General features: G+C 65.4%; 14 protein-coding genes. 6 read left to right on the top strand and 8 right to left on the bottom strand.

Translation table 11 applies throughout. The annotated features are described in order from the left end of the window. Positions 1-35: 35 nt before the first annotated feature. Positions 36-254: a hypothetical protein gene (locus CUJ91_RS09955; RefSeq protein ID WP_053858218.1), complete on the bottom strand. Its 219-nt coding sequence runs from the start codon at positions 252-254 to the stop codon at positions 36-38. Between the two features lie 299 nt (positions 255-553). Here CUJ91_RS09955 and CUJ91_RS09950 point away from each other — a divergent pair, with 299 nt between their 5' ends. Beyond that, positions 554-778 carry a hypothetical protein gene (locus tag CUJ91_RS09950; RefSeq protein ID WP_053858217.1) on the top strand — a complete coding sequence of 75 codons (225 nt, stop codon included), beginning with the start codon at positions 554-556 and terminating at the stop codon, positions 776-778. 24 nt (positions 779-802) lie between these two features. Here the strand turns inward: CUJ91_RS09950 and hfq are convergent, their stop codons facing one another. Then, positions 803-1,297, bottom strand: coding sequence for an RNA chaperone Hfq (gene hfq / locus CUJ91_RS09945; protein WP_053858216.1), 495 nt, complete (start codon positions 1,295-1,297; stop codon positions 803-805). Positions 1,298-1,654: 357 nt separating this feature from the next. Here hfq and CUJ91_RS34360 point away from each other — a divergent pair, with 357 nt between their 5' ends. From CUJ91_RS34360 to CUJ91_RS09925, 5 genes are all read left to right on the top strand, one after another. Beyond that, positions 1,655-1,798 (top strand): hypothetical protein, encoded by a 144-nt coding sequence (locus CUJ91_RS34360; RefSeq protein WP_165919791.1) that lies wholly within the window; start codon positions 1,655-1,657, stop codon positions 1,796-1,798. Between the two features lie 14 nt (positions 1,799-1,812). Next, complete coding sequence (locus CUJ91_RS09940) at positions 1,813-2,343, top strand: sigma-70 family RNA polymerase sigma factor (RefSeq protein ID WP_053858215.1); 531 nt, start codon at positions 1,813-1,815, stop codon at positions 2,341-2,343. Next, the gene (locus CUJ91_RS09935) at positions 2,340-3,215 is read left to right on the top strand and encodes an anti-sigma factor family protein (protein ID WP_107706727.1); all 876 of its coding nucleotides are present in this window, start codon (positions 2,340-2,342) and stop codon (positions 3,213-3,215) included. Before CUJ91_RS09940 ends, CUJ91_RS09935 begins: the two co-directional genes overlap by 4 nt. Before the next feature lie 28 nt (positions 3,216-3,243). Next, the gene (locus CUJ91_RS09930) at positions 3,244-4,821 is read left to right on the top strand and encodes an FAD-binding oxidoreductase (RefSeq protein ID WP_114156169.1); all 1,578 of its coding nucleotides are present in this window, start codon (positions 3,244-3,246) and stop codon (positions 4,819-4,821) included. Between the two features lie 114 nt (positions 4,822-4,935). Further along, entirely contained in the window at positions 4,936-5,352 is a 417-nt protein-coding gene (locus tag CUJ91_RS09925) for a hypothetical protein (RefSeq protein WP_107706729.1), read from the top strand. An 18-nt stretch (positions 5,353-5,370) separates the two neighbouring features. On the opposite strand, the gene CUJ91_RS09920 is transcribed toward CUJ91_RS09925, so the two are convergent. The 6 genes from CUJ91_RS09920 to CUJ91_RS09895 form a co-directional block, all read right to left on the bottom strand. Then, positions 5,371-6,351: a DUF1571 domain-containing protein gene (locus CUJ91_RS09920; protein ID WP_374710142.1), complete on the bottom strand. Its 981-nt coding sequence runs from the start codon at positions 6,349-6,351 to the stop codon at positions 5,371-5,373. A gap of 92 nt (positions 6,352-6,443) precedes the next feature. Next, positions 6,444-8,222 (bottom strand): AMP-binding protein, encoded by a 1,779-nt coding sequence (locus CUJ91_RS09915; protein WP_114156168.1) that lies wholly within the window; start codon positions 8,220-8,222, stop codon positions 6,444-6,446. A gap of 80 nt (positions 8,223-8,302) precedes the next feature. Then, on the bottom strand, positions 8,303-9,604 hold the full coding sequence (locus CUJ91_RS09910; RefSeq protein ID WP_107706732.1) for an acetyl-CoA C-acetyltransferase: 1,302 nt from the start codon (positions 9,602-9,604) through the stop codon (positions 8,303-8,305). 103 nt (positions 9,605-9,707) lie between these two features. Then, positions 9,708-10,643, bottom strand: a complete 936-nt coding sequence (locus CUJ91_RS09905; protein ID WP_053858209.1) for a MaoC/PaaZ C-terminal domain-containing protein — start codon at positions 10,641-10,643, stop codon at positions 9,708-9,710. 2 nt (positions 10,644-10,645) lie between these two features. Further along, entirely contained in the window at positions 10,646-12,088 is a 1,443-nt protein-coding gene (locus tag CUJ91_RS09900; RefSeq protein ID WP_114156167.1) for a 3-oxoacyl-ACP reductase, read from the bottom strand. A gap of 116 nt (positions 12,089-12,204) precedes the next feature. Continuing rightward, positions 12,205-14,703, bottom strand: coding sequence for an acyl-CoA dehydrogenase (locus CUJ91_RS09895; protein WP_107706734.1), 2,499 nt, complete (start codon positions 14,701-14,703; stop codon positions 12,205-12,207). Between the last annotated feature and the right edge of the window lie 33 nt (positions 14,704-14,736).

The following is a 14,736-nucleotide window of genomic DNA, read 5'->3' as shown; positions in this document are numbered from 1 at the left end:
GCGTTCGTGGCGCGCGACTGCGTTGCCGTTGCGCGCTAGCGCCGCTTCTTCTCTTCCCCTGGCTTCTGCGCTTGCCCCGGCGAATGCGGTTGCGCCTCCGACGCACGAGGCGCGTGATTCTCGTGGACGGCAATCGGATCGCTCGCGGGGAAGCTTTCTTCCAGCGCCTCGTCGAGGCGGCTTTCCGTAGAGTCGAGCACCCGCTCCGGCTGGTTTCCGGTGGACGGCGGCGCAGTGTGCTTCTTGCTCGTCATGACGGGCTCCCTTAGACGTAATCGACGATCCAGCATAGCGCAAACACTGCGCCGGCGACATTAGCCGGATGGCATAGGACCGCGACGCGCAACGCCAACACCGCGCCATCTAGTAAAGAAAAACTTCAAACGTAGGTTCGCCGGCTCGTTTTCCGTGTGTCGCAGGAATGCAGTGCGGAAAACAACCATCATCGGACGGTCGCGTGGACCGGCCCATCGCACCGCATGCGGCGCAACGACACTGTCCAGCTTCGGGAGGGGCGCAAACTCAAACGACCAACAACAAGGCAGCGAACACCATGAACACGAAACACGTGCGCACAAGGCGTTTCAACGCTTCACACGTGGTGGAAGCAGAACTGGATCATCTGGATTGGGCAACGAAACAGCCGACGCAACGGATGCTGGACGCCGGCTACTGGCGGCGTCGTCTGTTGGCGGTCAAATGCAGGTTCGAGCTGTCAGAACAACAGGTGGCGAGGGTGGAGAAAATTCTGCAGCGGCTCGGCCCTCTGCAGAAGTAAGCGGCGCTGCGCGCCGCTTATTGCTTACTCGTGGCCGCCGTTGCCGTTGCCATTACCGTTGCTGCCGCCACTGCCGTGATTGCCGTGGTTGCCGCCGTCGCCGCCCGTGCCGAACAGACGGCGCCGGCGCGTGACGACCACCGGCGTATCGGACGAACTGCCGCGCTCCGATGCGGGCCGGTCAGACGGTGCGCCGTACGATTCGCGCGGTTCACGCGGTTCCCGATGCTCGCGCGGCTCACGCGAGCCGTGCGGCCCGCGGGTGGTGTGCTCGCCATGCGACGGGCGGCCCGCGCGCGGAGCCGGACGGGTTCCGGTATCGAGCTGGATCGTCGAGATGGCGCGCTTGTAGATGCCCTGCAGGCCGACGGGCGTGCGCAGCATCACCAGATATTGGTCGAACGACTCGATGCACCCTGTCAGGCGGATGCCGTTGACAAGGTAAATCTCAACGCGCTTTCGTTCTTTGCGCGCGGCGTTCATGAAGTCGTTTTGCGGATGCGATTCTGCGGAAGCCATGGACAATTCAGGTTAGAAAGACGGTTGTTCGCCGCGATTCTACCCTGTGCGGGGCGGAACGCGTCGGCGGGCGAACTGCGTCCACTATAACGGCTTGCGCCCACATAAGCACCTGGTAACTATGGGCTGTAACGTTGAGTTACCAAATCAGCCGATGATTGACCGGCTTCTTCGGCCAGAGCGGGCGCTTCCCGATGCCGATGGCGGAAAAAGCTGGCCCCGCGGGATGCATCGTCGGAATAAATCGCCTGGCTGCAGCGTTAAGAGAGGGACGGTGCAGGAAAGATGAGCACCGAGTTTGATCGACAGCCTCGCATGGGACGGAAGTAAGCGCCCTGCATGACAACGGAGACTCACATGAAACGCACTCGCATCCTCGGCATGATCGTCATGCTTTTCACACTCGCATTGGGTTCGCTCGCCACCACGGCGTGCTCGTCGACGGACAGCGGCGCGTCCAGCAGCGGCACGAGCGGCGGCAGCAGCAGCGGCGGCTACTGAGCGCTGCGCTCGGGGTGAGCTTCGAAGCGGAAGTGATTTCGTGGCTCCCGCAGTTGCGCCGCTATGCGCGCGCGCTGACGGGGGACCGCGCGTGGGCCGATGACCTTGTGCAGGACACGGCCGAGCGCGCGCTCGCGCGCTGGGCGGCGTTCCGGCCGAACAGCAATCTGCGCGCGTGGCTCCTGACCATCCTGCGGCATCTTTATATCGATCAGCTGCGCGGGCGCCGCGAAATCGCCGTCGATGAAGAAAGCGCCCCGTGGCGCAATCTCGAGGCGCCGCAACGCGAGGTCGACGGTCTCGTGCTGCGCGATCTGCAGCGCGCACTGTATCGCCTGCCGCTCGAACAGCGCGAGGTGCTGCTGCTCGTGTGCGTCGAGGAACTGACGTATCAGGAGACGTCGAAGGCGCTCGGTGTGCCCGTCGGCACGGTGATGTCGCGGCTGTCGCGCGGGCGCGAGCATCTGCGCGCGTTGCTGGAGGGGCCCGCGCAAGGGCCGGCGCGCAAGCCGCCGCCGTTGAAAGTAGTGAGAAATCCGCGATGAATAACGACCACGACGACCACGATTCCAGCTTGCCCGACGGGGTGGACCTGCGAGCGCTGTCGGCGTTCGTCGACGGCGAAATGCCGGATCACGAGCGCGAGCGCATCGCGGCGCTCGTCGCCGGAAATCCGCAAGCGGCCGCGCGGGTGGCCGCGTGGCGCGCGCAAAAGGCCGCGCTGCGCGTGTTGTGCGGCGTGTCGCCTGGCGAAGCGGAGCGCGTATCGGCGGATTATGCCGAGCCTGGCGGCCCCGATGAACCTCATGCCGCCGACGACCCCGCCGTCATCGTGCTGCGTCCGCGCACGCCGTGGTGGCGGCGCGTCGGCGTGGCCGCGTGCTGGCTCGCGGCGGGCGCCGGCCTCGCGCTCGCGCTCGGCCCGCTCGCGCCGCGTTTGACGGGCGGCGCGTGGAACGGTCTCGGTGCAAGCGCGCCCAGTTTCGCCGAACGCGCCGACATCGCGTATGCGGTCTATACGCCCGAGCGGCGACATCCGGTGGAAGTGGCGGCGAGCGAGGAAGAGCATCTGATCGCCTGGCTCTCCAAGCGTCTGAACCGGCCGCTTTCGGTGCCGTCGTTGCAGGAATACGGCTACTCGCTCGTGGGCGGCCGCCTGTTGCCCGGCGAGGCGGGACCGGCCGCGCAGTTCATGTACGAGAACCGCGGCGGCGCGCGCCTCACGCTGTACGTGACCGGCACCGCGCGCGACGAGAACGCGTTCCGTCTGCTGCGCGACGGCAACCGGCGCACCTTCTACTGGATCAGCGACGGCATGGGCTACGCGTTGTCCGGACCGATCGCGGAGGGCAAGCTGCGCTCAATTGCCGTCGACGTCTGCAGCGCGCTCGGCGGCAAGCCGGAAGCGTGGCAGTAGCGACGCGCGCGCCACAAACGGAGACCCCTTGAACCGCACCCTGCCGCCGAACGTTTCCGCCGCGCAGTTCGACGCTGCGCTGGCTGCCTGGCGCGCGATCGTCGGCGACCAGCATGTGGTGAATTCGGCGACCGCGCTGTCGACCTATCTCGACCCGTTCGCGCCCGGCGAGCGCGAGGCGTTCGCGGCGAGCGCCGCGCTGCTGCCCGCATCCGTCGATGAAATCCGTGCGGTGCTGCGCATTGCCAATCAATATCGCATTCCGTTGTGGACCGTTTCCACCGGACGCAACTTCGCGTACGGCGGCGCCGCGCCGCGTCTGACCGGCTCGGTCGTGCTCGATCTGCAACGGATGAAGCGCATCGTCGAGGTCAACGAATCGCTCGCGTATGCGCTCGTCGAACCGGGCGTCAGCTACTTCGATCTGCACGCGCACTTGCGCGAGAAAGGCTATCGGCTGTGGGTCGATCCACCGGCGGCGGGTTGGGGCAGTGTGGTCGGCAATACGCTGGAGCGCGGCTTCGGCTACACGTCGTATGGCGACCATGCGGCCACGCAGTGCGGCATGGAAGTGATACTCGCCAACGGCGACGTGCTGCGCACCGGCATGGGCGGCATCGACACGAGCACCGCATGGCAGCTTTATCAGCCGGGTTACGGGCCGTCGTTCGACGCGATGTTCATGCAGTCGAACTACGGCATCGTCACCAAGATCGGCGTGTGGCTGATGCCCGCACCGCCCGCGTATCTGCTCGGAGAAATTCAGTTTCGCCATGAAACGGATCTCGAAGCCATCGTCGAAATATTGCGGCCGTTGCGGCTCGACGAGACGATCCGCAATCATGCGGTGATCGAAGGCGGTTTGCGGCGCGCTGCCGGACTGTCGGCTCGCGCGCAGTGGTACGACGGTGCGGGCGCGATGCCGGAAAGCGCCATCACCGCGATGCTCGACAAGCTGAACGTCGGCCGCTGGAATCTGCATTTCGCGCTGTACGGCACGCCCGAGCTGGTCGACGCACGCTACGCGATCGTCGAGCGCGCGTTCGCGCGTGTGCCGCAGGCGCGAATCTTCGCGAAGCGTTATGCGGGCGACGCCGAGCCCACCGCGGGCGGCGATCGCAATCTGGCCGGCATCCCGGCGATGAGCGCGTTTCGCATGCTCGACTGGCGCGGCGGCGCGGGCGCGCATGTGGACTTCGCGCCGGTGTGCCCGGCGACCGGGCGCGATGCGCTGCGCCAGTACTTCATGGTGAAGGCGCGCGCGGCCGAATACGGCTTCGATTACTACGGCGGATTCACGGCGGGCGTGCGTCATCTGCATCACATCTTCGCGGCGATTTTCGATCGCGACGATGCGAACCAGGTCGAGCAGGCCGGCGCGCTATTGCGCTCGCTGATGAGCGACGCGCGCGCGGCCGGTTACGGACAATACCGCGCGCATCTCGCGTATATGGATTTCGCCGCCGCGCAGTACAGCTTCAACGAAGGCGCCTTGCTGCGGCTCTCGGAAACGATCAAGGACGCGCTCGACCCGAACGGCATTCTTGCGCCGGGCAAGCAGGGTATCTGGCCGGCGGCGTGGCGCCGACGGCGCGGCTATACGTAAGCGCAACATGAGCGCAAAGTGGAGCGCAACGTGGAGCGCAAAGTGGAGCGCAACGTGAACGCAACGTGAGCGCAAGCGGCGAAATGAGCCGCATCGAACAACCGGAGCACGAGCATGGACCGGCGCACTTTCATGATGACGAGCGCATGGCTTTCCACCACGGCGGGCTCCGTGTGGCCCTGGCTCGGCCACGCGGCGGCACGCGGCGACACCTTCGCGATCGCCGATTCGACGCTGCCGGCTAGCGCCGCGTTTGCCCGCTACGCCGCCGCGATGAACCTGCCCACTTTCGAAACCGGCGACGACATCGGCTTGCTATGGCACACCACGCTTTCACCGCTGCTGCACGCATCGGCTGCCAATGCAAACGCGGCGCGCTGGCTGATCGGCGTGACGCGCGCGTCCGATTACTTCGTGTTGAGAGAACTCGCGACTCGCGCGACGCATCGCATCGAGCATAGTCACGAACAGGCCGCGCAGTCCGCCGATGCCAAGCCCGCTCACGTCAGCTTCGTATTCGCGCCGCGTTGAGCCGCGACGACGCTAGGACTAGAATTTATAGGCCTTGTTTTGCGGGTCGAAAGTCGAGTCGTCGAAAGTTTTCGGCGTGATGGTTTCGAACACGATCTTCTCGAAGATGCGGCCGTCGTTGTCATAAGACTCGACGGTGCGGAAATACGGATGCCGCAAATCGAGCCCGAGCGTCTCCTTCTTCGCGTAGAACTGCGGCTGACCGGTCGGCGTCTCGAACGTGAACGCGACCACGCGCACGCCGTCGATGGTCTGCACGTCGATCTGCATCGAGCGCGGCAAGCCGGCCTCGATAAATTTCTTGCCCTCGGCGAGGTACTGCTGCGCGATGTATTCGGTGCCGAGATCGCGCACCTGGTGATTCGATTGCGAGCGGGCGAGCGCGCCGTTCAACGACGTCCATAACGGCATCACGTTCATGATGCCGCCGAGGTGCCCATACATTTCGTCGCTGCGCTTCGATTCGTCGTAGATGATTTCCTGGCCCGCGTGCCCGCCGTCGGGCAGCCACTTTGCGTAGATGCGCAGCGGGTCGTGCGCGACGCGCACCAGCATGTGATCGGGCTTGTCGGGCCACTGGCCGCGAACGCGCTCGGAGCGCGACATCGTGAACTCATACGACGCGTAGCCGTTCGGACCTTCCTTGATATAGCGAGGCAGCGCGAGCGGATCGAGCGACTTGAATAGCGCGACCAGTTGCGCGTCGTCGAGTGCTTCGAGCGTGCCGCTTTGCTGAGCGGCGCGCAGCCATTTGACCTGCTGATCGAGCGTCAACTTGCCGACTTGCGAAGCGGGCGTCGAAGGTGGCTTGACCGCGCTTGCGGTTTCGAGCGGCGGCGGCTTGTCGTCGTTTTGTGCGAAGGCGGGCGAGACGCCGATGCTTACGATTGCACATGCTACGGCGCACGCGACGAGCGCGCCGGACCGCAGCTTGCGAAACGGCAGCTTGTCGCGCTGAGCCGGCGGCGCGCAAACAGCGGCTGTCGCGTTCAAGCGCATCGCGCGAAACAACCGCAAGCGTGCGAACAGGCAAGGCGTCATCAAAACTCTCCCGAAAGGTGGCGCAACGCTTCACGCGAGCGCCTTGGGAGTCAGGCAGACTTTTGCTTCGCGAGTTCCTCGTCCCGCAGCGCGCGGCGCAGAATCTTGCCGACATTGGTTTGCGGCAACTCATCGCGGAACTCCACGACCTTCGGCACCTTGTAGCCCGTCAGATTCTTGCGGCAATGCGCGATCACCTGTTCGGCGGTCAACGACGGATTGCGCTTCACGACGAACACTTTCACGCGCTCGCCCTGGGCGTCGTCGGGCACACCGATTGCCGCCACTTCGCGCACGTCGGGATGCGCCGCGATTACGTCCTCGATCTCGTTCGGATAAACGTTAAAGCCCGACACGAGGATCATGTCCTTCTTCCTGTCGATGAGACGAATGAAGCCGCGCGAATCCATCACGCCGATGTCGCCGGTCGCGAGCCAGCCTTCGTCGTCGATCACCTTGGCGGTCTCCTCAGGCCGGTTCCAGTAGCCCTTCATGACCTGCGGGCCCATCACGCACAATTCGCCTGCCTCGCCGATGTCCGCCCAACTGCCGTCGTCTTTTCTGAAGCGCACTTGCGTCGACGGCGCGGGCAAGCCGATCGAGCCTTCGAAGTCGCGCAGGTTCGACACGTCGACGGGATTCATCGACACGATCGGCGAGCATTCGGTCAAGCCGTAGCCTTCGATAATCGGCTTGCCCGTCACCGCCTTGAAGCGCTCGGCCACCGACCTTTGCGTCGCCATGCCGCCCGCCATCGCGAGCTTGAGGTCGGAGAAATCGCGCTTGCGAAATTCCTCGTTCTCGAGAAACGCGTTGTACAGCGTATTGACCGCGGTCATGCCGGTGAACTTCTCATGACGGATGATCATCATCACGCGCTTCATGTCGCGCGGATTCGCGATCAGGATGTTGCGCCCGCCGAGTCCCATGAAGATCAGCGCGTTCACCGTCAGCGAATAGATGTGATAAAGCGGCAGCGGCGTGAGCACCGTTTCTATCTCGCCGCTCAATTGACCTTCGGACCACGCCTTCGCCTGCAGCAGATTGGCGATGATGTTGCGATGCGTGAGCATCGCGCCCTTCGCGACGCCCGTGGTTCCGCCGGTGTACTGAAGAAACGCGATGTCGTGATGCGTCGGGCGAACCGGTGTGAGCGGCCGCGCATAGCCGACGGCGAGCGCCTTCAGAAGCGGCACCGCTTGCGGCAACTGATACTCGGGCACCATCTTCTTCACATGACGCAGCATGAAATTGAGCAGACGTCCCTTGATATTCAGGCCGTCGGCGAGCAGGTCGCCGAGTCCAGTCACGATCACGTTCTGTATCTTCGTGCCCGGCAGCGCGTCCTGTACCGTCTTCGCAAAGTTCTCGAACACGATGATGGTTTGCGCGCCGCTGTCCTTCAACTGATGCGCAAGCTCGCGCACTGTGTAGAGCGGGTTCACGTTGACCACCACGGCGCCCGCCTTGAGCACGCCGAACAGCGATACCGGATACTGGAACGTATTGGGCAGCATGATCGCGACGCGTTCGCCGGGCTTCACGCCGGTGCTCTGCAAATACGCGGCGAAGGCCGTCGCCTTGCGGCCCAGTTCGCCATACGTCATGCTCGCGCCGACGCTCACGTACGCAACGCGCTCGCGAAACTGCGCGATGCATTCGTCGAAGAATTGCACGAGCGACTCGTACTTGTTGACGTCGATTTCATGCGGCACGCCGGCCGGGTACGACGCGTACCAGATACCGTCGGTGTTGGGCGCGCGCCCGGCACGCCCGCTTGCCTGATTCGCAGCGGCGGGCGAGGGCGAGGCTTGAGTGGGCTCGGTCATCGGTCGTCTCCTGAAGCCGGGGCTTCATGTGTTTGTGTGCTGTTTGTGCAGTGCTTTGCTTATGGTTCGCGCGACGCCGGTCAGCGCTCCAGAATAGCCACCACGCCCTGGCCGCCCGCCGCGCAGATCGAGATCAATCCGCGCGCGGTGCCCGCGGGCTTATCGAGTTGCGCGAGCATCTTCGCAAGACCCGCGACGATGCGCCCGCCCGTCGCCGCAAACGGATGACCCGTCGCGAGCGAGCCGCCGTTGACGTTGAGCTTCTCGCGATCGATCGCGCCGAGCGGGCCGTCGAGGCCCAACTGCGTGCGGCAATATTCGTCATCCTGCCATGCCGCGAGCGTGCACAACACTTGCGCCGCGAACGCTTCGTGGATCTCGTAGAAATCGAAGTCCTGCAACGTCAGTCCCGCGCGTGCGAGCATGCGCGGCACCGCATACGCAGGCGCCATCAAGAGGCCCTCTTTCTTGTCGAAGTAGTCGACGGCCGCCGCTTCCGACCAGCTCAGATACGCCAGCACCGGCAGCCCGCGGCGCGCGGCCCAGTCCTCGCTCGCGAGCAGTACCGCCGATGCGCCGTCGGTGAGCGGCGTCGAATTGCCGGCGGTCAGCGTACCGGCGTCGCGATCGAACGCGGGCTTGAGCGAAGCGAGCCTTTCGAGCGTGAGGTCGGAGCGCAGATTGTTGTCACGCGCAAGGCCGCGGTACGGCGTCATCAGATCGTTGACGAAGCCGCGCGCGTACGCTTCGGCGAGCTTGCGGTGACTGTCGTAGGCGAGCACGTCCTGCGCCTCGCGCGAGATGTTCCAGCGCTTCGCCATCAGTTCGCAATGCTCGCCCATCGAAAGACCCGTGCGCGGCTCGCCGTTGCGCGGCAACAGCGGCTTGAAAAACATGCCGGGCCGCAGCTTCGCCAGCGCGCCGACGCGCTGACCTGGGCTGCGGCCGCGGTTCGCCTCGAGCAGAATCTTGCGCAGGTTCTCGTTCACGCCGATCGGCGCATCCGAAGTCGTATCCACGCCGCCTGCGATGCCCACGTCGATCTGCCCCAACGCAATTTTATTGGCCACGAGGATCGCGGTTTCGAGCCCCGTGCCGCATGCCTGTTGCACATCGTACGCGGGTGTTTCCTTCGCGAGTGTGGTGGACAGCACGGATTCGCGCGTGAGATTGAAGTCGCGCGAATGCTTGATGACGGCGCCCGCCGCGACTTCGCCGAGACGTTCGCCATGCAGGTTGTAGCGGTCGATCAGTCCTTGCAGCGTGAAGGTCAGCATGTCCTGATTCGACGCGGTCGCGTAGGCCGTATTCGAGCGGGCAAACGGAATCCGGTTGCCGCCGATAATCGCGACGCGGCGCACGGGTGGCAGCGGGTGAGGCATGCTCGGCTCCTTCTTGTGGCGTGTTGGATTGATGTGGCTCGCGTAGACAGCGGCAAGCGCCGCTATCGTTGTTCCGGCGCGGGTCTGATTGCAGGACATGCGTTCATTGCAGTCTCCATTGCATGCGCCCGCGCAAATGCGGCTTTTCTCCAGCGATGTCGCGCACCTCGATATCGCGTTCGATCAGCGAGGACGACGCGCTCCATAGCGTCGCTTCGCCGGGCAGCAGCATCGGCAACTTGAATTCGGCGCTGAGCGTGGCTTCGGCAAGCGGCTTCGGCGGCTGCAATGACGATGCGGCGCGCGCAAGCGTCCACATGCCATGCGCGATCGCACGCGGAAAACCGAACGCCTTCGCGGAAAGCGCGCTCATATGGATCGGGTTGTAGTCGCCGGACACGCTCGCATAATCGCGGCCGAGTTGCGGCGCGAGCTGCCAGCGAGCGATGCGCTGCAACGCGGCGGCATCCACCACGAGCGGATCGAGCGGCGCGCCGCTCGCCGCCACGCCGCGCTTCAGATAAACGCTGTCGCCGTCCCACACCGCTTCGCCGCGCCGGTAAATGCGCGTATGCAGCAGGAACGCCTGGCCCTTGTCGTGACGCAGCAGCGCGCCGAACTCCACCTCGATACGCAAAACGTCCTTGTACGCGAGCGGCCGGCGCAGACGCACATGATTGGCGAGATGCAGCAGCCCGACCGCGGGCCACGGGAACGCCGGATCGGTGAGCATCAGCAGATGCAGCGGAAACGCGAGCAGATGCGGATACGTGAGCGGCACGCCGTGTTCGGGAATGAATCCGCACACGCGCGCGTAACGCCAGGCCGGCCCGGCATCGAGCGCGACGGCGGGGCGCACCAGACGCAACGCCGGCAACTGCGCTGGACGTCCGCGCTTGACGACGCCCGACAACGCGCGCGCATAAAGACGCGCCGGCGTGGGCAAGGTATCGATAACGACGGTCTTCGGCCGGACCGCATCGCGTTGCGCGAGAGTCGACGCGTGCTGGCCGCCGAACGGATCACCGGGTTCTTGCATGGTCACGCTCCGATCAGGCTTTGTCCGCACACGCGCACCACCTGGCCGCTGATGCCGCCCGAGCCCGGATGCGCGAGCCACGCGATGGTCTGCGCGACGTCGACCGGCTGGCCGCCCTGGGCGAGCGAATTCATGCGGCGGCCGGCCTCGCGAAGCGTGAACGGCATCTTCGCGGTCATCTGCGTTTCGATGAAGCCCGGCGCGACCGCGTTGATCGTGATGCCGCGCGCGCGCAACAGCGGCGCCATGCTTTGCACGCGGCCGATCACACCCGCTTTCGACGTCGCGTAGTTGGTCTGCCCGAGATTGCCCGCAATGCCGCTGATCGACGACACGGCGACGATGCGGCCGCCGTCGCGCAGAATGCCGGCCGCGAGCAACGCGTCGTCGATGCGCTCCTGCGCGCACAGGTTGATGTCGATCACGCTCTGCCACATAGCGGCGGTCATCTTCGCGATGGTTTTGTCCTTCGTGATGCCGGCGTTGTGCACGATGATGTCGATGCCCTGATCGTCGAGCGCGGCGGCGATCTGCGCGGGCGCTTCGGGCGCGGCGATGTCGAAGGCGAGCGCGGTGCCGTTCGACTGGCGCATGGTCGCGTCGAGCGCGTCGCGTGCCGACGGAATGTCGATGCCGATCACATGCGCGCCTTGCGCCGCGAGCACGCTTGCAATGGCCGCGCCGATGCCGCGCGCCGCGCCCGTCACCACCGCGCGCTTGTTCGCGAGCGGCGCTTGCCAATCGAAGGCCGCGGCTTTGCCGTCTTTCGTAAGCGAACGCGTGGCGCTCGAGTCGGGGCCGTCGGCGGTAATGTGCACGACCTGACCCGACACGTACGCCGAGCGCGGCGACAGAAAAAAGCGCAGCGTGGCCTCGATCCGCGCTTCAGCGCCTTCGCCGACATAGACCAGGTTCGCGGTGATGCCGCGCCGCGCTTCCTTGCCGAGCGATCGCGTGAGGCCTTCGAGCGCGCGCTGCGCGGTCCATTGCCGCGGATTCGCGCAGTCTTGCGGCGGCCGCCCGAGCACAATGATGCGCCCGCACTTGCCGAGCGAGCGCAGCGTGTCGTGGAAGAACGCATGCAGCGGCTCCATCTGGCTGCTGTCCTCGATACCGCTCGCATCGAAGATCAACGCGGCAAGACGCGTGGCCGAGCCTGCCTCCGCCGCCTGAAAACGCCCCGTCATCAGACCGTGACGATGCGCGAGCGGCATCCACAAGCCGGCGCTTTCATGCGCGACGCTCGTCACGCCGATGCTTGCGACGAGATTCGCGAGCGCATCCAGCAGATGCGGCCCGCGTCCCGCGCCGATCGCAATCAGGCCGTCGAACTCGGGGCGATCCGCGCGATAGCGGCGCAGCACCTCGGGCTTCGGCAGACCCAGCGAACGCGCAAGACGCGCGCCGAACGGCGAATTGACGAAGTTCAGGTAAGAGTCGTTCATGTTGTTGGTTGCTCCGCTGGACACGTCCGCACGTCCGTCAGTGTGCACTGAGTTTCGCGCATCGGCGTGTTTCGCAGCGAGGTTTTTTCATGGCGAGGCCCGAGCCCTGCTGCGCGTCACAGCGCGACTTCGAGCGCCGTTTCGAGTGCGTCCTTGCGTCGTTGCAGACTGGCGAGCAGGTCGAAGTCGGCGGGGAAGTCGTCGACCTTCACGACGTGTGCCGCGTAGCGCGCGTACTCGTCGAGCACGCGGCGCTCGTCGGCGTCGATCAGGCCTTGCTGCAGCGCGGCGTCGGCCCATGCGCCCAGTTGCACGACGCTCTGCGGCATCGGCTCGAGGCGGCGCGCTTTCACCGCTTCGCGAAGCTTCTGCTCGATCTGCGTGAAGCGCGGGTTCAGCTCGAACACGAGTTCGCCGTAGCCCAGCGCATCGACGTCGGGATGCGGCACGTACGAGTCGGACACCAGCCGGTTGCGCGCCGCGCCCGGCGTCTGCATCAGTTCCGCGATCGCGCTGCCGAGGCGGTCGGACGGCTCGCGATGCGGCAGGCCGAACGGGAAGGCGAGCACACGCACGAGGCCGGCGGCAAGGCGATTCGGATAATTGGCGAGCACGCCGTCGAGCGCCTGTTGCGCGCGATACAGCGAGTCCTCCACGCCCCAGCGCACGAGCGGCAGATCGTCTTCCTGACGGCCTTCGTCCTCGAAACGCTTCAGCGTTGCGGAGATCAGATAGAGCTGCGAGAGCACGTCGCCAAGACGCGCCGAAATGCGTTCGCGGCGTTTCAGATCGCCGCCGAGCACGAACATGGAGACATCCGCGAGCAGCGCGAAAACCGTGGCGATGCGCGTGGCCGCGCGATAGTACGCGTGCAGCGGCGCATGCGCGGCGCGCGGCGTGGCGATGAAGGCGCCGCCCGTGATGCCGTACACGACACTACGCACGACGTTCGACAGCGTGAAGCCGACGTGGCCGAAGAAGGCGTCGTCGAAATCGCGCAGCGCTTTGGCGCGGTCGGCTTCGCGCGTTGCGCTCATTTCCTTCAGCACGTACGGATGGCAACGAATCGCGCCCTGACCGAAGATGATCAGGCAGCGCGTGAGAATGTTCGCGCCTTCGACGGTGATCGCAATCGGCACCTGCTGATAGGCGCGTGCGAGAAAATTCGACGGCCCCATGCAAATGCCCTTGCCGGCGGTGACATCCATTGCGTCGTTGATGACCATGCGCGCGCGCTCGGTGATGTGATACTTCGCGATCGCCGAAATCACCGAAGGCTTTTCGCCGAGATCTACCGCATGCGCGGACAGGCGGCGCGCGGCGTCCATCACGTACAGATTGCCGCCCATGCGGCCGAGCGCTTCCTGCACGCCCTCGAACTTGCCGACGGCCGTGCGGAACTGGCGGCGCACGGCGGCATACGCGCCCGTGCCGCGCACGGCGAGCTTCGCCATTCCCACATTCGACGACGGCAGCGAAATCGCCCGGCCCGCCGCGAGACATTCCATCAGCATGCGCCAGCCGTTGCCCACTTGCGCGCGTCCGCCGATCACCCACTCGAGCGGAATGAAGACGTCCTTGCCGGAGTTCGGGCCATTCTGGAACACCGCGTTGAGCGGCCAGTGACGGCGCCCGATGTTCACGCCCGGATGATCGGTCGGAATCAGTGCGCACGTGATGCCGGGTTCGTCGTTCGAGCCGAGCAGACGGTCGGGATCGAGCGCGCGAAACGCGAGGCCGAGCACGGTGGCAATCGGCCCGAGCGTGATGTAGCGCTTGTCCCAGGTGACGCGAAAGCCGAGCGTCTCGCGGCCTTCGTGCATGCCTTTACACACGATGCCGACATCGGGAATCGCGGCGGCGTCCGAGCCGGCGTAGGGACTCGTCAGTGCGAAGCAGGGGATTTCATCGCCGCGCGCGAGACGCGGCAAATAGTGGTTCTTCTGCTCGTCGGTGCCGTAGTGCATCAGCAGTTCGGCGGGGCCGAGCGAATTGGGCACCATCACCGAAACGGCCGCGGCCGAGCAGCGCGTGGCGAGCTTCATGATGACCTGCGAATGCGCGTACGCGGAGAACTGCTTGCCGCCATACTGCTTCGGAATGATCATGCCGAGAAAGCCACGCTCCTTGATGAACTGCCACGCTTGCGGCGACAGGTCCTGCCACACCATCGTGGTTTCCCAGTCGTTCGCGAGGTCGCATAGCTGTTCGCATTCGTTGTCGAGAAAGGACTGCTCTTCGGCCGTCAATGTTGCTGGGCCGTAGCCTAGCAGCGTGTCCCAATGCGGACGGCCGGAGAAGAGTTCGGCGTCCCACCAGACGGTGCCGGCTTCGATCGCGTCACGCTCGGTCGGCGACATGTCCGGCAAGATCTTGCGGAACGTGTCGAGCACCGGCTTCGCGAGCCACGCGCGGCGCAGCGGCTTCACGGCGAGCACGAGGGCGGGCAGGACCAGCACGATCGCGAACAGCGTGGTCGCGGCCACGCCCGCCGCTCCGCTCACGCGCACGGCGGCGACCCACGCGACCATGAAGACCAGCCACCAGAGCGCGCGCGCCTGAACGTACACGAGCGCAAGCGCGCCGACGACCAGCAGTAGAACGAACCACGACATGACGTTTCCTCCCTGTTTCGATGATGCGCGCGA

The sequence above is a fragment of the Paraburkholderia graminis genome (assembly GCF_003330785.1).
Classification (GTDB): domain Bacteria; phylum Pseudomonadota; class Gammaproteobacteria; order Burkholderiales; family Burkholderiaceae; genus Paraburkholderia; species Paraburkholderia graminis.
Note: the sequence above shows the minus strand (reverse complement) of the source record. Positions and strands in the feature narration are given on the sequence as shown.